This is a genomic window from Nonomuraea sp. NPDC005692 (assembly GCF_040631115.1).
In the GTDB taxonomy this organism is placed as follows: Bacteria; Actinomycetota; Actinomycetes; order Streptosporangiales; family Streptosporangiaceae; genus Nonomuraea.
In genome coordinates this window covers 13,149-31,827 of the sequence record NZ_JBEXYU010000025.1, presented here as the reverse complement: position 1 = coordinate 31,827, position 18,679 = coordinate 13,149, and the positions used below count along the sequence as shown (strand labels likewise).

Sequence of the window (18,679 nt, the reverse complement as noted above, 5' to 3'; positions counted from 1 at the left end):
GGCGTGCCTGGTCAGGTGCGTTGCAGCAGGGTGACGACGTGGTCGCTGACGCCGGCGAGCAGGCCGGACGGTTCGATCGGCGCCCCGGCCACGGCCGAGAACAGCGCGGGCAGCCCCGGCAGCGGGAAACCGTCGTCTTTGGCGGCCGCGGCGCCCACCGCGTTCTTGTCCAGTGCCGTCCGGCTGCGCTCCCAGGCGTCGAGCACCTCCTCCGGTGACGGCACCCCGAACCCGTGCCCGACGGGCGCGGCGTGCCGCAGCCGGACGAGCGGCGTCTCGGCGAAGGTCAGCGCGGTACGGGCGCGTACCTGAAGGTCGGCGCGCGGCTCGGGCTCGATCCAGTCCATGGCCGTGCAGGGGTTGCGGCAGGTCGCGACGCAGACCGCGAGCGCGCCCGCGAGCTGGCTGTGCTGCCGGTCGAAGTAGGCCCGCCAGCCCTCGCCGGGCTCGACCGACACCCGCAGCGTGCGGTTGGTGGCCGACTGCTCGGACTTGGTGTGGTCGCACTCGCGGTCGCCGATCACGCCGAACCTGCTCCCGGGCGCGCTCAGCCCGGCGGGCCAGCGGGCCGGGTCGCCGGCGTGGCCGAGCTGCGGCTCGAAGGCCAGCAGCGGCAGGTATTCGCTGGCGATGTGCACGGCCGCGATCATGGGGCTCAGCTCCCGCCGGTGCCAGCGGACGGCGATCGCCTCGAGCAGCAGGCCGTAGGCGGGCTTGAGCGACTCCAGGGCCCCGCGCGGCTGCTCCCGCGGCGTCTGCGGCATGTGGCAGGCGCGGGCGAGCCGGCGCAGGTCGGCCGGTACGGACCTGGCCTCGGCGGCGAAGTCCTCGGCGTCGAGCGAGAGCAGCCGCTGCCCGAACTCGCACACGTCGGAGATCTCGGCCGTGGGGGCGAGCGCCCCCAGATCGGCGAAGGCGTACCGGCGGGCGAGGGCGATCAGCAGCTCACGAGTCGAATCCACGCGAAGACTTTCTCACGATCTTTCAGCAGTCACGGACATTGGGCACGCACGCACCGGACGTCCTGGTGTGGCCACGGGCTTGGGGCGTGCAGGCGTCGGACGTTCTGGAGTGACCACGGGCACTGCACGTGCACACACCGGACGTCCGGGGGTGGTTACGGGCACGGGGCGCGTACGCACTGGACGTCTTCGGGCGGGCTGGTGACCGTGGGCTCGTCCGTGGGCTCCTCAGGAGGCTGGGTGGGCTCCTGAGTCGGCTCGGGCTCGGCGGTGGTCACGGTCGGTGTGGGCTTCGGCGAGACGGTGGGCGTGGCGCTCGGGGTGGTGGGGGCCACGGTCGGGCCGGGGGTCGCGCTGGTGGTGCCGCTCGGCTTCACGGTCGGCACGGCCTTGGTCGGCGGCGCCGGCTCCTTGGTGGTGTGCTCGGGGCTGCTCGGGCTGTGGATCTGCGTGGTCTCGTCGGCGGGCGGCAGCACCTGGCCCGTGCTGGCGGGCTCGGCCGGACGCAGCCACACCGACCCCGCCACCGCGGCCGAGACCACGACGGCGGCCGCCATCGTGCCCACGGCCGTCAGCGTGCGACGCCGGCGGGACCTGCCGCCGTCGGGGGCCGAGGGCATGGTGAGCGACGAGCCGGTGTCGGCCACGGGCATGACGCCCGTCGGCTGGAGGCCCGGGTAGGAGCCCGTGGGAAGACCCGTGTGAGGGTCCGTGGGAAAACCTGCGTGGGAGCCCGTCGTGGGCGCGGCCGCCGGGGACGCGGAAAGCGGCGGGACGGGCAGGGCCGCACCGGTGACCGACGCGCGGGCCGCCCGCGCCATGTCGGACGCCGACGACCAGCGTTGCGCCGGGTCCTTCTGCAGCGCCCGCGTCACCACCTGGCGCACGGCCGGAGGCAGGTCGGCGGGCGGCTCGGGCACGGGCGCGTTGAGATGCTTGAAGATGATCTGCACAGGGGTGTCCCCCTGGTACGGCAGCCGCCCGGTCAGGCATTCGTAGGCCACCACGCCCAGCGCGTAGACGTCGACCGCCGGGGTGACCTCGTTGCCCGCGGCCATCTCCGGCGCGCAGTAGGCGGCCGAGCCGAGCATGGTGCCCGTGGCCGTGAGGTGACCGGCCGAGCCGGAGTGGGCGACCCCGAAGTCGGTCAGCGCCACCTGCCCGTCGGGCCGGACCATGAGGTTGGCCGGCTTGACGTCGCGGTGGACGATGCCCTGGGCGTGGGCCGCGGCCAGCGCGTCACCCACCTCGGCGACCAGGCGCATGGCCTCGTGCGCGCCGAGCGGGCCGCGCCGCAGGACCCGGTCGAGCGACTCGCCCCGGACGTATTCCATCACCAGGTAGCTGACCCGGCGCCCGTCGGCCTCGTGGACGCCGTAGTCGTAGACGCCGACCACGCCGCGGTGCCTGAGCGTGGCCATGGCCCTGGCCTCGTTCTGGAAGCGCTGGGTGAAGGTGGGGTTCTCCGACAGGGCGGGCATCATCACCTTGACCGCGACGGCCCGGCCCAGCACCAGGTCGTCGGCACGCCAGACCTCGCCCATGCCGCCGCCGCCGAGGCGGTCGGCCAGCACGTAGCGGTCGTTGAGCGTGGTACCGGCGCCTAGCACGTACTTGAGGCTAACACCCGGTCTCCGTGCTCAGGCCGTATTCGGCGCAGCGCGAAGCCGGGTCCCCGCCGGGCGTGGCGGGGACCCGTGCGGATCAGGCCGACGCGGCGTCGGTCTCGCGGTTGCGCAGAGCCCGGCTGACGCCGTCGGCGCCCTCCAGGATCAGCCTGCGCAGGGCCTGCGGCGGCTGCTCGGCGGCCAGGAAGTCCTGGGCGGCCTGGACCGTGGCGGGCTCGATGAGCAGCGCGGGGAAGCAGTTCATGGCGAACGTCGAGGCCTTCTCGAACGTCCACTCGCGGTAGACGCGCCCGACCTCGGCGAAGTACTTCTCCCGGTACGGCTCCAGCAGCTCGGCGTGGTGGGCGTCCTGGAAGCCGACGATGGTGTTGCGGGCGATGTGGTTGGCCAGGTCGCCGCCCACGATCCGCTCCCAGGCCGCCGCCTTGGCCTCGGCCGTCGGGATCGCGGCCCGGCACAGCGCGGCCGACCGCTCACCCGTCGCCGTAGGGTCGCGCTCCAGCTCGCCGGCGATGTCGGGCTCGCCCAGCCGGCCGCCGGAGACCAGCGCGGCCACCAGCGTCCAGCGCAGGTCGGCGTCGACGGTCAGCCCCTCGGGCACGTCGGTGCCGTCGAGGATGGCCTGCAGCAGGTCGAGGTCGGCGCCGGAGACCGCCACCGGGGCGAACGCCTGGAGGAAGGCGAGCTGGTGGTCGGAGCCGGGCGCGGCCGAGCCGATCAGCGAGCGCAGCTCGGCGGCCAGCAGCGCCTCGCCCTCGGCCCGCCAGGCCGGGGCGGCGTACTGCTGGACGGCCTGGCGCGCCTGCCGCAGCACCGCCTGCAGGACCGTGATGTCGGAGACCGTGCCCGCGCCGGAGATGACCAGCCGGACGTAGTCGCGGGTGGACATCTCGCCGTCGCGGGTCATGTCCCAGGCCGCCGACCAGCACAGGGCGCGCGGCAGCGACTCGGTGAAGGCCGCGATGCCGCCCTCGACGAGCGTGCGCAGGGAACGCTCGTCCAGCCTGATCTTGGCGTAGGTCAGGTCGTCGTCGTTGAGCAGCACGAGGTCGGGCTGCTCGGCGCCGATCAGCTCGGCCACACTGGTACGGGCGCCCACCACGTCGAGCTCGACCCGCTTGGTCCGGGTGAGCACGCCGTCGGCCAGCGAGTACAGGCCGATGGCGATGCGGTGCGAGCGCAGCGTCGGGTAGTCGGCCGGGGCCTCCTGCAGCACCTCGAAGGAGGTGAAGCGGCCGTCGGACACCTCGAAGGAGGGCCGCAGCGTGTTGACCCACGCGGTCTCCAGCCACTCCTTCGACCACGACGACAGGTCGCGGCCCGAGGTGCGCTCGAGGGCGGCGAGCAGGTCCTTCAGCTCGGTGTTGCCCCAGGCGTGCTCGGCGAAGTAGTCGCGCACCCCGGCCAGGAAGTTGTCCAGGCCGACGTAGGCGACGAGCTGCTTGAGCACCGAGGCGCCCTTGGCGTACGTGATGCCGTCGAAGTTGACCTCGACCGCCTGCATGTCGGGGATGTCGGCGGCGATCGGGTGGGTGGAGGGAAGCTGGTCCTGGCGGTAGGCCCAGGACTTCTCCACGTTGGCGAACGTGGTCCACGCGCCGTTGCCCCAGCGGGTGGCCTCGGCCTGGGCCAGCACGGACACGTACGTGGCGAAGGACTCGTTCAGCCACAGGTCGTCCCACCAGCGCATGGTGACCAGGTCACCGAACCACATGTGGGCCATCTCGTGCAGGATCGTCTCGGCGCGCCGCTCGACGACCGCGTCGGTCACCCGGGACCGGAAGACGTAGTCCTCCAGGAACGTCACGCAACCGGCGTTCTCCATCGCGCCGGCGTTGAACTCGGGCACGAAGAGCTGGTCGTACTTGGTGAAGGGGTAGCGGACGCCGAACACCCGGTGGAAGAAGTCGAAGCCCTGCCTGGTGACCTCGAAGAGGTTGTCGGCGTCGAGGTGCTCGCCGAGCGAGGCGCGGCAGTAGAGCCCGAGGGGGATGCCGTCGTGCTCGGAGGTGACCTTGTAGTACGGCCCGGCCACCAGCGCGGTGATGTACGTCGAGATCACCGGCGTCGGCTCGAACTCCCAGCGCTTGGCCGCCTGGACGCCGCCGTGGCGGCCGGACTGCCCTTCGAGGTCCTCGACCTTGGCCGCGGCGCCGTTGGAGACGACCTCCCAGTCGGCGGGGGCCAGCACGGTGAGCTGGAAGACGGCCTTGAGGTCGGGCTGGTCGAAACAGGCGTACATGCGGTGGGCGTCGGCCGTCTCGAACTGGCTGTGCAGGTAGACCTTCTGGTCGACCGGGTCCACGAAGCGGTGGAGACCCTCGCCCGTGCGCATGTAGCTGCAGTCGGCGTCGACCAGCAGCTCGTTGGACTCCGCCAGCGAGGGGAGGGGGAAGCGGCCCTTGTCGGCGTCGTAGGAGGAGACGTCGAGGTCGGTGCCGTTGAGGGTGACCTTGCGCACGTTGGCGCCATGGAGGTCGATGAAGGTGGAGGCGCCCGGGCTGGTGCTGGTGAAGCGCACCGTCGTGACGCTCTCGAAGCGCTCGTCCCCCTCCGTCAGGTCGAGTGCGACCTCGTACGACTCGACCTTCAACAGCCGGGCGCGCTCGCGAGCCTCGTCCCGGGTCAGGTTGCCTGCCAAGTTGCGCTCCTTTTCACCACTTCGTTGTAGTTTGTCGGTATCCTGCCACGCCGGGAATAGGACCTCGACACCCTCAGGTTATGGCCCCACGTGACTGAGAAGATTCCCGTGGACCTGTGGTTCGATCCTTTCTGCCCATTTGCCTGGGCGACGTCACGATGGCTTCTCGAAGTGGAGAAGGTACGCGCCATCGAGCCGCGCTGGCACGTCATGAGCCTCAACGTCCTCAACGAGGGCAACGACGTGCCCGACTCCTACCGTGAGGCCATCGCCAGGGCCATCGAACCCGTCCGCGTGGTGGCCGCCGCGCGGGCCGCGCACGGCGACGAGGTCGTCGGCCCGCTCTACACCGAGCTCGGCACCCGCCTGCACAACGAGCGCGGGATGAAGGACCTCAGCCGCCTCGGCGAGCTGATCGAGGACTCCCTGGTGGCGATCGGCCTCAGCCGCGACCTCGCCGCCGCCGCCCACTCCACCGAGTGGGACGACGCCGTACGCGCCTCTCACCAGGAGGGCATCACGCTGGTCGGCCAGGACGTCGGCACCCCGGTCATCCGCGTGGGCGCCAACGCCTTCTTCGGCCCCGTGATCACGTCCATCCCGAAGGGCGAGGACGCGGGCAGGCTGTGGGACGGCGTGCTTCTCGTCACCGAGTTCGAGGACTTCTTCGAGCTCAAGCGGACTCGTACCAGACAGCCCACCTTCGACTAGATATGTCGTCCACCGCCGGGGTAAGACTCATACCCCGGCGGTAGGTTCTCGGGCGCGCCGAGGATGAGGAATCTCCCTCTGCCCGCTCCGCGCTCTCGCCAGCCCACGACGTGCACGCGAGGATGGACCCATGCGCCAGCTGTATATCGGCGGTTCCTGGAACGCCTCTACGTCAGACGAGTCCGTCGAGGTCGCCAACCCGGCCACGGAGGAGATCATCGACCGGGTGCCGGCGGGCACCCCCGACGACGTCGAGGCGGCGGTGTCGGCGGCGCGCGAGGCGTTCCCCGCCTGGTCCGACACCTCGGCGGCCCAGCGCGGGAAGCTCCTCGGCGACGCGGCCGAGCTGCTCAAACAGCGCGCCGAGAGCGTCGCGGCGACGATCGCCACCGACATGGGCGCGCCCCTCGGCTTCGCGCTCAAGGTGCAGACGCTGATGCCCGCGGCCGTCCTGTCCTCCTACGCGCAGCTGGCCGAGAGCTACCCCCGCGAGTCCCGTATCGGCAACTCCCTGCTGGTCAAGGAGCCGATCGGGGTCGTCGCGGCGATCACGCCCTGGAACTACCCGCTGCACCAGATCATCTGCAAGGTCGGCCCGGCGCTGGCCGCCGGCTGCACGGTGGTGCTCAAGCCCAGCGAGGTGGCGCCGCTGGCGGCGTACGCGCTGGCCGAGATCCTCGACGAGGTGGGCCTGCCGCCCGGGGTGTTCAACCTGGTCAGCGGGCGCGGCCCGGTCGTCGGCGAGGCGATGGCCGCCCACCCCGAGGTGGACATGGTCTCCTTCACCGGCTCCACCGCGGCCGGCCGCCGGGTCGCCGCGCTCGCCGCCGAGACCGTCAAGCGGGTGGCGCTGGAGCTCGGCGGCAAGTCGGCCAACATCGTCCTGCCCGACGCCGACCTGGCCACGGCCGTCAAGGTCGGCGTGGCCAACTGCTTCATCAACGCCGGTCAGACCTGCTCGGCCTGGTCCCGCATGATCGTCCACCGTGACCAGTACGACGACGCCGTCCGCCTGGCCGTCGAGGCGACCCGCAAGTACACCGTCGGCGACCCCTTCGACGAGGCCACCAGGGTCGGGCCCCTGGTGTCGGCGGCCCAGCGCGACCGGGTGGTCCGCTACATCAACCGGGGCCAGGAGGAGGGCGCCAGGCTCGTCGCCGGCGGCACCGAGCGCCCCCGCGAGCGCGGCTTCTACGTCGAGCCCACGGTCTTCGCCGGGGTCGAGCCCGGCATGACGATCGAGCAGGAGGAGATCTTCGGGCCCGTGCTCGCGCTGATTCCGTACACGAGCGAGGGTCAGGCCGTGGAGATCGCCAACGACACCAGGTACGGCCTGGCCGGCGCGGTCTGGTCGGGCAGCCAGGAGCGCGCGGTCGCCGTCGCCCGCAAGCTGCGCACCGGCCAGGTCGTCGTCAACGGCGGCCAGTTCAACCCGCTGGCCCCCTTCGGCGGCTACAAGCAGTCGGGCGTGGGCCGCGAGCTGGGCGAGTTCGGCCTGGAGGAGTACCTGGAGATCAAGTCGCTGCAGCTGTAGGCCACCGCCCGCCGCGGCCTCAGGCGCGCAGCATGATCCTGCGGGCCTCGTCCTTCGGCAGGCGGTCCACGTACAGCTTGCCGTCGAGGTGTTCGGTCTCGTGCTGGAAGCAGCGCGCCAGCGAGCCGCGGGCCTTGATGCGCACGGGCCGCTGCAGCCGGTCGATGCCCTCGACGGTGACGCCCGCGGCCCGCGCGACGGGGGCGTAGATCGGCGTGCGGGTGCGGCGGTCGGGCACCGACAGGCAGCCCTCCTCGTCGGAGACCTCCTCGGCGTCGTCGACGGTGAGCACCGGGTTGGCGACATGGCCCTTGCGCCCGGCGATGTCGTAGACGAACAGCCGCCGCGACACGCCGATCTGCGGACCGGCCAGGCCCACGCCGTTGACCGCGTACATCGCCTGGAACATCTCCTCGATCAGGCGGCGCAGCTCGCGGTCGAAGTCGGTGACGGGCTCGGCGGGCGTGCGCAGCACCGGATCGCCGATGACGCGGATCTCACGCATGCGTCTCCACTTTCGTAAGGACTGGGGAACGGTAGGGGTCCTTACTCTAGCCAGCGAGTGGGATCGGCGGGGCTGTGGAAGACTGGACGGGTGCGTGTCTACATCGGTGCCGACCATGCCGGCTATGAGCTCAAGAACCACCTCGTGTCCTGGCTCAAGGACCACGGCCACGAGGTGACCGACTGCGGTCCCTTCGTCTACGACGCCGAGGACGACTATCCGGCGTTCGTGCTGCGCGCCGCCGAGGGCGTCGCCGGCGACCCCGGCAGCCTGGGGGTGGTGATCGGCGGCTCGGGCAACGGCGAGCAGATCGCGGCCAACAAGGTGCGCGGCATCCGCGCGGCCCTGGCCTGGAGCGAGGAGACCGCCTCGCTGGCCCGCGAGCACAACAACGCCAACGTCGTCAGCATCGGCGCGCGCATGCACACGACCGAGGAGGCGACCAGGTTCGTCGAGGTCTTCCTGACCACCTCCTTCTCCGGCAGCGAGCGCCACAGCAGGCGCATCGCGCAGCTGACCACCTACGAGACGATCGGCCAGCTGCCCTCGCTGCCCTAGGTCTTGCGTCTGGCCTCGCGCCGTGGCATCTCGTCGCGCAGGGGCCGCCGGTCGGCGGCCTCCTGCTGCTCCTTCGACGGCCTGGACACGTCGCGGGCCCGCATGGCGATGGTCGCGGTTATCTGCAGACTTTGCAGGGCCATGCTCCGAGCCTACGTCCTGTGTCTCAGAACACCAGACCGGCCAGCGGCTTGGGGCTCCACGCCATGGCCGCGGCCAGCGCCCGCACCGCCCCCGGCGTGTGCTCGCGCAGCAGGCCCGCGTCGAGCTGAGCGCCGAGCAGGCCGTCGCCCAAGTACGCCGAGCCGAGCGCGGACACCGGCACCGTCAGGTGCGGCTCGTCCTCCACCGGCTTGCACTCCGCGCCGGTGGTGTCGGCGGTGAGCCGCCGGCGGCCGGCGTTCCACGGGCACACGTCGTCCTCGATCTCGATCACCAGGTCCACGGGGGCCGCGTAGGCGCGGGCGGTCAGGGCCTTGTCGACGTCGACCAGGCGTACCCACAGCTCGTCGGACCAGGTCGCGCGCAGCTGGCGGGAGTCGGCGAACAGCGCGATCAGGGCGTCGTCCACCGGCCGGGGGTACGCCTCCAGCTTGGTGATCAGGTCGCGGTCCAGCATGTTGCGCCACAGCAGGGCGTAGGCCGCCGGGTCGGTCGCCTCCAGCTCGAACACCCGCAGTTCGCCGCTGGGCACGCCGTTGGGGTCCCACGCCGACTTGGTGCGGAACAGCGCGTAACCGCGCACCCCCTCGTCGTCCTCGGCGAGCACCGAGCGCAGCGAGCCCCAGCCGCCCCTGTCGTGCTCCTCGTCGGCCAGGAAGGCGTCCCAGACGTGCCGGTTGCGCTCGTACCGGCCCGGACGCCGGGTCACGACGGTGGCGAACAGCTTCTCGAAGTCGGCCCTGGCCTCGGTGGGGGAGACCACCCTGAGCCGGAGCGCCGGGTCGGTGGGGGCGTCCCGCACGAAGGCCGAGCGGTGCTTGTCGATCTTGTAGGACAGCTCGCTGGCCGCCCTTCCGTACCCGTACCTGCCGTAGATCAGCGACTCGGAGGCGTAGAGGGCGGCCACCGTCTCGCCGCGGTCGCGGATGTCGGAGAGCTGTCGGCGCATCAGCGCGGACAGCACGCCGCGGCGGCGGTGCGAGGGAAGCACGCTGACCGCGGTCACGCCGCCCACGGGGATCTGACGTCCGCCGGGGACCGTCATCGTGAGGCTGAAGACGGACGTGACGCCCGCCATGGTGCTGCCGTCGAAGGCGACCAGGGTGCGGTCGAACTCCGTGGCCGCCTTGAACCGCTCGTCCTGGGTGGGATGCGGCGTCCAGCCGAACCCCTCTGCGAGCACGCCGGCGAAGCCCGGCCACTCGGATTCGTCAATGGGACGGATCGGATAGGTCATCCGTCCACGGTAGGAGCGGGCAAAGGGGGACGGCCACCCAATATCCGTGCTTAATGATCAAGGCGTTGGTCAAGTGGGCTGCCCAAACAGGGGTCAGACCGATACAGTCACACGCATCATGAGTTCCCGTCCGGCGCCGTTGATTCCGCCACGGGTCCGCGCGGTCCTGGTGCGGGTGCCGTTCCTGGTGTCCGCCGTCCGGTTCGTCCGGAGAGGGCCGCTGGCCCGTGACCGCAACCTGCTCATCACGCTGACCGTGCTCTCGCTCGTCATCGGGCTGCTGGCGGCGAAGGTGTCCACCGAGTGGTTCTCGCCGTCGCTGCTCATCCTGGTCACCCTGATCGGCGGGCTGCAGCTGCGGCTGCGCAGCCTGGTCAAGCTGCTGGTGGCGGTGGGCGTCGCGCTGACCTACGTCGCGGCCACGCTCGGCGTGGCGCGGGTGGGGCTGGGGCTCACGGTGACGATCGTGTTCACCACCGTGCTCGCCGTGCTCATGGCCCGTACCAGGGGCAAGCTCGGCGTGCAGGGCCTGCGCGGCGACGCGATGCTGCTGGAGCTGCGCGACCGGCTCAGGAGCCAGGGCGAGCTGCCCCCGCTGCCGAAGGACTGGGGCGGCAAGGTGGTGCTCAAGCAGGCCGGAGGCTCGTCGTTCGGCGGCGACTTCCTGGTCTCCATGCGCGACGGCGACTCCGTGGAGATCGCCCTCGTCGACGTCTCCGGCAAGGGCGTCGACGCCGGCACCCGCGCGCTGCTGCTGTCGGGCACGTTCGGCGGGCTGCTCGGCTCGGTCGACGACTTCCTGCCCGCGTGCAACGCCTACCTCCACCGCCAGCGCGGCGACGAGGGCTTCGTGACGGCCGTACACGTCCGCCTCGACCTCGCCACCGGCGACTACACGATCACCTCGGCCGGCCATCCGCCGGTCGTGAAGCTCGACTCCGGCACCGGCAACTGGCAGGTCGCCTCGGCCAAGGGCGTGGTGCTCGGCGTGGTGCCCGACCTCCACTGCGAGCCCGACAGCGGCACCCTGCGCAAGGGCGACGCGCTGCTGCTCTACACCGACGGCCTGATCGAGCAGCCGGGGCGCGACATCGACGCCGGGCTCGACCGGCTGCTCGGCGAGGCGGAGCGGCTGCTGCCCTCCGGCTTCCGCGACGGCGCCAGGGCGCTGGTCAACGCGATGTCCTCGGGCCACAACGACGACTGCGCGCTGGTGTTGATCTGGCGTCCGTAGTGACGTTTCACACGGGTCAGGTCGTGATGGCGGTCACTGGCAACGGGTTCGGCGGGCTGAGATCATCTGACTGTTCGGGTCCCGGCGGAGCGGCGCGGCTCCACCGGGCCCGTCATCCCGTCCGGTCCCTCACAACCAGCCGCTGTCGCTGGCGATGCGCACGGCGTCGAGCCGGTTGCGGGCGCCCGTCTTGCACATGATCCGCGACAGATGATTGCGGACGGTGCCGACCGACAGGAACAACTGGTCGGCGATCTCCGTCGATCTCGCCCCGCCCGCCGCGATGCGCAGCACGTCGAGCTCCCGCCGGGTGAGCGGGTTGGCGGCCGACTGCAGGGCTGCCACCGCCAGCTCGGCCTCCACCGCCCGCCCGCCCGCGGCGACCTGGCGCACCCCCTCGGCCAGCCGCTCGGGCGCCACCCGCAGGCTCATGAACCCCAGCACGCTCCCGTTGAACGCCCTGCGCACCTGGCCGGGGCTCGGTCGCGCGGAGAGGATCAGCACCGAGCAGCGGGGGACCTGCTCGGTCAGATGCGTGGCGACCGGCAGGCCCGGCAGGTCGAGGTCGACGATCGCGACGTCGGGCGCGCTCGACCGCGCGGCCGGCAGCACACCGTCGGGGCAGCCCGTCTCGGCGACCACCCGCAGGTCGGGCTCGGCTTCGAGCGTGGCCTGCAGACCGCGTCGCACCAAGGGCAGGTGTTCGGCGATGAGTATGCGGATCAAGACGTCCCCCTCCATCGTCTCCCAGGGTGATCGGCTGATCGCTCACTGTCAATGCGGTCCGTTGATTCACCAAAGTGCGGGCAAGCCCGAGGGATGTGATGAGTTCGACTAGTCTGGGAACGTCGAGACCGTCTGTCTGCCTGGAGCGCGCGTAGATGAACTGGCTCTTTGTCGCCGGGATCCTTCTCTTCCTGGTGGGGTTGATGGTCTCCGTCGGCCTCCACGAGGTGGGCCATCTCGTGCCGGCCAAGATCTTCGGTGTCCGGGTGACCCAGTACATGGTCGGCTTCGGCTCGACGGCCTGGTCCATCCGCAGGGGCGAGACCGAGTACGGCATCAAGTGGCTGCCGCTCGGCGGCTACATCCGCATGATCGGCATGCTGCCGCCGCGTCCCGGCGACGACCCCGGCAGGCTGCGGAGCGCGTCGACCGGGCCGTGGCAGGGTCTGATCGAGACCGCCCGCGAGGCCGCCATGGAGGAGGTGCGGCCCGGCGACGAGGACCGCGTCTTCTACCGCAAGAAGTGGTGGCAGAAGATCATCATCATGTCGGGCGGCCCGGCGATGAACTTCGTGCTGGCCTTCATCTTCTTCAGCGTCCTGCTGGTCGGCATCGGCCTGCCGAAGACCGCCCCGATCGTGTCGCCCGACACCAACACGTGCGTGATCCCCACCACCGAGGTGCGCAAGACGTGCGCGCCCACCGACGAGCGCACCCCGGCCGCCAAGGCGGGTGTCAAGGTCGGCGACCGCATCGTCTCCCTCGACGGCCAGAAGATCGCGACCTGGCAGGACGCAACCCGCATGATCCGCGGCCACGGCGCCGGCCCCGTCAAGCTCGGCATCGTCCGCGACGGCAGGCCGATGACGCTCGACGTCGCCCTCATCGCCCGCGACATGGCGAGCCTGACCGACGAGGGCAAGGTCGACAAGGGCGTCGGGTTCCTCGGCGTCGTGCCCTCCCAGGTCTTCGAGCAGCAGAGCATCGGGCAGGTGCCGGGCTACATGAGCGACCTGACCGGCCGCGTCGTGGGCTCGATGGTCAACCTGCCGGCGAAGATGGTCGGCGTCTGGAACGCCGCCTTCTCCGGCGAGAAGCGCGACCCCGAGGGCCCGGTCGGCGTGGTGGGCGCGGGCCGGCTCGGCGGCGAGATCCTGGCCTCCGACATGTCCAACAAGAGCAAGCTGTTCACCTTCGTCAGCCTGCTGGCCGGGTTCAACCTGGCGATCGGCCTGTTCAACCTGATCCCGCTGCTGCCCCTCGACGGCGGCCACATCGCGGGCGGCCTGTGGGAGGGGATCAAGCGCGGCTACGCCAAGATCCTGCGCCGCCCCGAGCCCCGCTACGTCGACATCGCCAAGGTGCTGCCGCTCACGTACGCGATGGCGTTCGTACTGATCATCATGGCCGGTCTGCTGGTCTACGCCGACCTGGTCAACCCCCTCACGCTCGGCTGACCCGGTCGGCGCGCCACTGACTACCGGGTCTGGCGCACCCCGCGACGCCATACCTCGGCGATGTCGCCGACGGCGGTGACGTCCCGGGTGGCGTCGCCTTCGACCAGCACCAGGTCCGCGCGGAGACCGGGGGCGATCCGGCCCCGGTCGGCCAGCCCGAAGTGCCGGGCGGGCACGCTGGTCGCGGCGGCGAGCGCCTCCTCGGCGCCGAGCCCGGCCTCGGTGAGCAACTGCAGCTCGCGGTGCAGGCCGGCGCCGTGGGCAGGCACGAACGGGGTGGCGTCGGTCCCGGCGAGCAGGGGCACACCCGCGCGGCGCAGGGCCCGCAGCGCGTCGACGGCGTTGGCGGAGCTGCCGGGGCGGGCGCAGTCGGCCGTCTCGACGTGCTGGGCGGTGATCGCCTCGAAGTAGGCCAGCGTGGTCACCACGAAGACCCCCTGGTCGCGTACCCGGTCGGCCAGGCACGGCGAGGCCGGGTCGTCCGGCGCCAGGTCGGTCCACACGTGCGCCAGGCCGTCGACGCCGGCGTCGAGCGCGATCTCCACCTCGGCGGCGGTGATCGCATGAGCGATGACCAGCAGGCCCGCCTCGTGCGCCGCCGCGGCCAGGGCGGCGGCGACCTCCGCCGTCATGACGGGGAGGTCGGCCCCGTGCACGGCGCCGTCGTCGATGACGATCTTGAGGTAGTCGGCCCCCTCGGCCACCCTGGCCTGGACGAACGCCGGCGCCTGCGCGGGATCGGCGACGAAGTCGATCGCCGTGACGTCGAGCCCGTCCAGGACGGTGCCCGCCAGGGCCGCCAGCAGCTGGGTCGGGTGCCCGCCCGGCGCGGTGGCCAGCGTGCCGGCACTGCGCAGGTCGGCCACGTCGTCGTTCTCGGCGGCCAGCCGCCGCTGCCCGGCGAGGATCTGCGGGAGGCAGAACATGTCGAGCTCGGTGGTGACCCCGTACCGCAGGACCTGGGCCAGGCTGCCGTCGAACACGTGGGTGTGCGCGTCGATCAGGCCGGGCAGCAGCGTCCGGCCCGTGCCGTCCACCTCGGCATCGGCCGGGTGGTCCGCGCCGGTGCCGACAGCGGCGATGAGACCGTCCTCGATCACCACGTCGGCCGTCGCGATGGTGTGCTCGCCGTCGAACACCCTGACGTCGCGGATCAATGTACGCATCGAAGCTCTCCCTTGTGAGTCGTGACGCCACCACAGAGGGGCAAGCGGCCGGGAACTGTGACATGAGTGGCATAGATCACGCTTGATGCGGTCATGTCACAATCGCCGCGCGACGGGACTCTTCGGTTGCGACAGATGAGGAGGCACGCCATGACACCGACCCCGCGGCACCCGGCCGACGCCGCCACCGAGCAGTTCCTCGGCTACCGCGAACTGCTGTTCTCCGTGGTCTACAACATGCTCGGCAGCGTCGCCGACACCGAGGACGTACTGCAGGAGGTGTGGCTGGCCTGGTCGGCCCGGCACCGCAGGTCGGACGCCGGAACCGTGGAGAACGTCCGGGCCTATCTGGTGCGGATCGCGGTGAACCAGGCGCTGGCCCGGCGGGCGGACCTGAGCCGCCGCCAGGAGACCTATGTCGGCGCCTGGCTGCCGGAACCACTGGTCACGGCCTCGGACAACGCCGGAGGCGCCGCCGGGAGCGGGGAGTCGTTGTCGATGGCGGTGCTGGTCGTGCTGGAGACCCTGTCACCGCTGGAACGAGCGGTCTTCGTGCTGCACGAGGTGTTCGGCTTCAGCCATCCGGAGACGGCCGACATCCTCGGGCGTACGCCGGCAGCGGTCCGGCAGCTCGCGGCCCGTGCGCGCCGCCACGTCCATGCTCGCCGTCCTCGTCACCGGACCGAACCCGACGTCCACGCCGAGGTGACCGAACGGTTCGCCGCGGCCGCCCTCGGCGGCGACCTGCGCGCGCTGCTGGAGGTGCTGGCGCCGGACGTGACCCTGTGGACCGACGGCGGCGGCAAGGGACCCGCCACCAGCCTGCACCCGGTCCACGGCCGGGACCGGGTGGCCGCGCTGTTCATGTCCGTCGCCGCGACGCTGCCCCCGGGCGCGGTGGACCTCCGCTACCGGCGGGTGGCCGGCGACCCGTGCGCGCTCGTCTTCTCCGGTGACGGCCCGCTGGCCGTGGTCGTCGTCGACCTCACGCCCGAGGGCGACCGGATCGCCGCCGTCTACTCGGTCACCAACCCCGACAAGCTCACCGGCGTCCGCTGAGCCGCCGGACGCGGCTAGTTCATCGAGATGTGCACGTGGTCGTAGTGGTTCTCGGTGATGCTGCCGCGGTCGGACATCGAGCGCCAGCCCGAGCCCTGGTTGATGCGCTGCTTCCAGATCACGTACTTGACGCCCAGCTTGGCCTTGTTCTTCAGCGCCCAGTCGGCCAGGCGGTCGCCGAGGGCGTTGTTGACGGCGCTCGGCATGGTGCCGCCCGTGCTCATCATGAAGTCGCAGGCCCGGCCGAGCGGGTGCTCGCCGCTGGAGCCGGACCGGAAGCAGCCCACCTCGTACGGCAGCGAGAAGTTCTTCCGCACCTGCGCCCGCATCAGCTGGGTGCGCGGCGTGATGTTGTCCGAGCCGGACGGCAGCTCGGGCGCCCAGCTCCCGTCGGACTTCTTGCCCGGCCCGAACGGGACAAGGTCCTGGAGCTTCTTCTTGATGTCGTCGATGACGTCCTGGGCGTCGTCGCGCTGCTCGGCCACCTCCGCCGTGCCCGTCTTGAGCTCCGTCGCGAGCGCGGCGGCGGCCGTGGCGGCCTTCTTCTGGTCGTCGCGGGCCTTGGCCACGCTGTCGACGACCGCCTGCTGCTCGGCGGTGAGCTGTTCGAGCACGGCCGCGCCGCCGCCGTCCGGGGTCATCATGAACGCCGGCAGGGAGGTGTCGCCGTTCTGGTAGCGCAGCCGGGCGATCTCGGCGACCCGCTGCTCGGCCGTGGCCACCGCCTGCTCGGCGGCGGTGAGCCGCTGCTGGGCCGCGGTGGCGGCCTGCTGCGCCTTGGCCAGCTCGACGCGCTTGAGGTTGTACGTCTCGATCAGCTTGTCGACCTTGCGGTTGAGCTGCTTGAGCTGGGCCCGCAGCTGCGCCTCCGACGGCTTGGGCGCGGCCGAGACGGCGGCTGACGCGGCGGCCGGATGGACGAGCAGGGCGGTGGCGGTGATGAGACCGACGGCAAGACTCGCGGGGGACGAAGCCGCCACGTGGTTGTTCCTCTCCCTCTGCCGGCCGGGTTAGCTGACGGGTTCGGGCACGGGAGCAGTCCCTACCACTTGCGCGGATTCACCCCGGATGCGATGGGTCCCCGGCTCCCGGGCAACACGCCCGGGATTAGGCGTACAACGGCCGTTATGGCCGATGTCTAACGGGATATTAGTGGTAGATCACGAGTCATGCGACTTTAATGAGAAACCAATTAGTGATCAATCCGTGATCGCAACATGCGTGCCGCCTCCTCCGGCAGCACGTCGTTGACGAAGGCGCCCATGGCCGACTCCGAGCCCGCCAGGTACTTCAGCTTCCCTGGCGCCCGCCTGATGCTGAACAGCTCCAGGTGCAGGTAGGCCAGCTCGCGGCCGTACCGCACCGGCGCCTGGTGCCAGGCCGAGATGTACGGCATCGCCACCCCGAACAGCGCGTCGAGCGCGCGCAGCACCGAGGTGTACAGCGGTGCGAACGCGGCCCGCTCCTCCTCCGACAGCGCCGCCAGGTCGGGCACCTGCCGGTGCGGATACACGTGCACCTCGAACGGCCAGCGCGCGGCGGCCGGCACGAACGCCGTCCAGAGCTCGTTGGCGGCCACCACCCGGGTGCCGGCGGCCCGCTCGGCGGCCAGCACGTCGGCGAACAGGTTGCCGCCCGTGTGCCGCGAGGCGGCCCCGAGCTGGAGCTTGGTGCGCGGGGTCACGTAGGGGTAGGCGTAGATCTGCCCGTGCGGGTGGGGGAGCGTGATGCCGATCTCCTCACCCCTGTTCTCGAAGCAGAACACCTGCTCGACGCCCTCGATGCCGGACAGCTCGGCCGTCCGGTCGGCCCACGCCTCCATGACCAGCCTGACCTGGGCGTTGGAGAGCCTGGAGAAGGAGGAGGAGTGGTCGGAGGTGAAACAGACCACCTCACACCGCCCGACACCCGGTCGCACCTCACTCAGGCCGCCGACATCCCCATAAGTCCCAAAATTTCCGGAGAAAGAGGGGAAGCGGTTCTCGAACACCACCACGTCATAGTCGTGGGCCGGGATCTCCGACGCCCGCGTGTCGGACGACGGGCACAACGGGCACTCGTCGGCCGGCGGCAGGAACGTCCGCGTCTGCCGGTGGCCGGCGATCGCGATCCACTCCTCGGTCAGCGGGTCGTAGCGCAGCTCGGAGGCCACCGGCCGCGGGTCGAGCGGCCGCCGGTCGATCGCGCTCCGGTCGGCGTCGTCGCGCCGGTCGAAGTAGATCAGCTCTCGGCCGTCTGCCAGGTGGGTGATGGTGCGCTTCAAGGCGTGCCCTCCGCGATGATCAGTTCTCCGGCCCGTTCGGCCAGCTCGGTGCGTGCTTCCTCGGGCAGCCCCGCGTCGCTGATGACCACGTCGGCCTCGGTCAGCTCGGCGATCGTGCTGATGCCGACCGTGTTCCATTTGGTGTGGTCGGCGGGGACCACCAGCCGGTGCGCCGCGGCCACCAGCTCCCTGTCGGTCTCGGACTCCAGCAGGTTGGGCGTGGTGAACCCGGCGCGCAGGCTCATGCCGTGCACCCCGAGGAAGAGCGTGTCCACGTGCAGGCGGCGGATCGCCGCCACCGCCACGGGGCCGACGAGCGCGTCGGAGGGCGTGCGCACGCCGCCGGTCAGCACGACCGTGCGGTCGGCGCGCGGGTTGCGGTGGAAGACCTCGGCGACGGGGATCGAGTTGGTGATCACGGTCAGCTCGGGCACCGTGACCAGGTGGTGGGCCAGCGCCCACGTGGTGGTGCCGGCGGAGAGCGCCACGGCGGTGCCCGGCCGTACGAGGGTGGCCGCGTGCCGCGCGATGGCTTCCTTCTCCTGCTGCTGGCGGGCGGACTTGGCGGTGAAGCCCGGCTCCTCGGTCGAGCCAGGGCCAAGGGCCGTCGCGCCGCCGTGGACCTTCTCCAGCAGCCCGCGCTCGGCCAGCACCTCAAGATCACGGCGTATCGTCATGTCGGAGACGCCGAGCTCGCGCACGAGGTCGGCCACCCGGACGCCGCCGCTGCTGCGCACGCGTTCCAGGATCGTCTGCTGACGCTGCTGTGCGAGCACGCCCACCCCTTCCAACAGATTCCACCAAATTATGACACGAGTTTGTTGAGGAATGTTAGG

General features: G+C 71.3%; 17 protein-coding genes and 1 riboswitch. Of the genes, 6 read left to right on the top strand and 11 right to left on the bottom strand.

The window, feature by feature from the left end; genetic code table 11:
- Positions 1 to 11: 11 nt before the first annotated feature.
- The 3 genes from ABZ459_RS36920 to pepN all read right to left on the bottom strand — a co-directional run bounded on the left by ABZ459_RS36920 (position 12) and on the right by pepN (position 5,231).
- Positions 12 to 962: a hypothetical protein gene (locus ABZ459_RS36920; protein ID WP_357980504.1), complete on the bottom strand. Its 951-nt coding sequence runs from the start codon at positions 960 to 962 to the stop codon at positions 12 to 14.
- A 155-nt stretch (positions 963 to 1,117) separates the two neighbouring features.
- Positions 1,118 to 2,572: a protein kinase gene (locus tag ABZ459_RS36915; protein ID WP_357980500.1), complete on the bottom strand. Its 1,455-nt coding sequence runs from the start codon at positions 2,570 to 2,572 to the stop codon at positions 1,118 to 1,120.
- Positions 2,573 to 2,666: 94 nt separating this feature from the next.
- Entirely contained in the window at positions 2,667 to 5,231 is a 2,565-nt protein-coding gene (gene pepN, locus ABZ459_RS36910; protein ID WP_357980497.1) for an aminopeptidase N, read from the bottom strand.
- A 90-nt stretch (positions 5,232 to 5,321) separates the two neighbouring features.
- On the opposite strand from pepN, the gene ABZ459_RS36905 reads away from it, so the two are divergent.
- Together ABZ459_RS36905 and ABZ459_RS36900 are read left to right on the top strand one after the other, a co-directional pair.
- On the top strand, positions 5,322 to 5,942 hold the full coding sequence (locus ABZ459_RS36905) for a disulfide bond formation protein DsbA (protein ID WP_357980494.1): 621 nt from the start codon (positions 5,322 to 5,324) through the stop codon (positions 5,940 to 5,942).
- Positions 5,943 to 6,072: 130 nt separating this feature from the next.
- Complete coding sequence (locus ABZ459_RS36900) at positions 6,073 to 7,476, top strand: aldehyde dehydrogenase family protein (protein ID WP_357980491.1); 1,404 nt, start codon at positions 6,073 to 6,075, stop codon at positions 7,474 to 7,476.
- 19 nt (positions 7,477 to 7,495) lie between these two features.
- Here ABZ459_RS36900 and def read toward each other — a convergent pair whose 3' ends face one another.
- Complete coding sequence (gene def / locus ABZ459_RS36895; protein WP_357980488.1) at positions 7,496 to 7,981, bottom strand: peptide deformylase; 486 nt, start codon at positions 7,979 to 7,981, stop codon at positions 7,496 to 7,498.
- A 90-nt stretch (positions 7,982 to 8,071) separates the two neighbouring features.
- On the opposite strand from def, the gene ABZ459_RS36890 reads away from it, so the two are divergent.
- The gene (locus tag ABZ459_RS36890; RefSeq protein ID WP_352360446.1) at positions 8,072 to 8,539 is read left to right on the top strand and encodes a ribose-5-phosphate isomerase; all 468 of its coding nucleotides are present in this window, start codon (positions 8,072 to 8,074) and stop codon (positions 8,537 to 8,539) included.
- Here the strand turns inward: ABZ459_RS36890 and ABZ459_RS36885 are convergent.
- Complete coding sequence (locus ABZ459_RS36885) at positions 8,536 to 8,682, bottom strand: hypothetical protein (protein WP_352323622.1); 147 nt, start codon at positions 8,680 to 8,682, stop codon at positions 8,536 to 8,538. The two genes, ABZ459_RS36890 and ABZ459_RS36885, sit on opposite strands and share 4 nt — an antisense overlap.
- Positions 8,683 to 8,705: 23 nt before the next feature.
- On the bottom strand, positions 8,706 to 9,938 hold the full coding sequence (locus tag ABZ459_RS36880) for a GNAT family N-acetyltransferase (RefSeq protein ID WP_357980485.1): 1,233 nt from the start codon (positions 9,936 to 9,938) through the stop codon (positions 8,706 to 8,708).
- A 118-nt stretch (positions 9,939 to 10,056) separates the two neighbouring features.
- Here ABZ459_RS36880 and ABZ459_RS36875 point away from each other — a divergent pair, with 118 nt between their 5' ends.
- Complete coding sequence (locus ABZ459_RS36875; protein ID WP_352323620.1) at positions 10,057 to 11,172, top strand: PP2C family protein-serine/threonine phosphatase; 1,116 nt, start codon at positions 10,057 to 10,059, stop codon at positions 11,170 to 11,172.
- Positions 11,173 to 11,301: 129 nt separating this feature from the next.
- Here the strand turns inward: ABZ459_RS36875 and ABZ459_RS36870 are convergent, their stop codons facing one another.
- Entirely contained in the window at positions 11,302 to 11,898 is a 597-nt protein-coding gene (locus ABZ459_RS36870) for a response regulator transcription factor (protein ID WP_357980482.1), read from the bottom strand.
- Positions 11,899 to 12,053: 155 nt separating this feature from the next.
- On the opposite strand from ABZ459_RS36870, the gene ABZ459_RS36865 reads away from it, so the two are divergent.
- Complete coding sequence (locus tag ABZ459_RS36865; protein ID WP_357980480.1) at positions 12,054 to 13,355, top strand: M50 family metallopeptidase; 1,302 nt, start codon at positions 12,054 to 12,056, stop codon at positions 13,353 to 13,355.
- Positions 13,356 to 13,375: 20 nt separating this feature from the next.
- On the opposite strand, the gene ABZ459_RS36860 is transcribed toward ABZ459_RS36865, so the two are convergent.
- Positions 13,376 to 14,521, bottom strand: a complete 1,146-nt coding sequence (locus ABZ459_RS36860; RefSeq protein WP_357980477.1) for an amidohydrolase family protein — start codon at positions 14,519 to 14,521, stop codon at positions 13,376 to 13,378.
- A gap of 150 nt (positions 14,522 to 14,671) precedes the next feature.
- On the opposite strand from ABZ459_RS36860, the gene sigJ reads away from it, so the two are divergent.
- Positions 14,672 to 15,580: an RNA polymerase sigma factor SigJ gene (sigJ, locus tag ABZ459_RS36855; RefSeq protein ID WP_357980474.1), complete on the top strand. Its 909-nt coding sequence runs from the start codon at positions 14,672 to 14,674 to the stop codon at positions 15,578 to 15,580.
- Between the two features lie 14 nt (positions 15,581 to 15,594).
- Here the strand turns inward: sigJ and ABZ459_RS36850 are convergent, their stop codons facing one another.
- The 3 genes from ABZ459_RS36850 to ABZ459_RS36840 form a co-directional block, all read right to left on the bottom strand.
- Positions 15,595 to 16,560, bottom strand: coding sequence for a hypothetical protein (locus ABZ459_RS36850; protein ID WP_357980471.1), 966 nt, complete (start codon positions 16,558 to 16,560; stop codon positions 15,595 to 15,597).
- A 5-nt stretch (positions 16,561 to 16,565) separates the two neighbouring features.
- Positions 16,566 to 16,704, bottom strand: a riboswitch (cyclic di-AMP (ydaO/yuaA leader).
- A 68-nt stretch (positions 16,705 to 16,772) separates the two neighbouring features.
- Positions 16,773 to 17,843: a galactose-1-phosphate uridylyltransferase gene (gene galT, locus ABZ459_RS36845; RefSeq protein ID WP_352323614.1), complete on the bottom strand. Its 1,071-nt coding sequence runs from the start codon at positions 17,841 to 17,843 to the stop codon at positions 16,773 to 16,775.
- The gene (locus tag ABZ459_RS36840) at positions 17,840 to 18,619 is read right to left on the bottom strand and encodes a DeoR/GlpR family DNA-binding transcription regulator (protein WP_357980467.1); all 780 of its coding nucleotides are present in this window, start codon (positions 18,617 to 18,619) and stop codon (positions 17,840 to 17,842) included. Before ABZ459_RS36840 ends, galT begins: the two co-directional genes overlap by 4 nt.
- Positions 18,620 to 18,679: the final 60 nt, after the last annotated feature.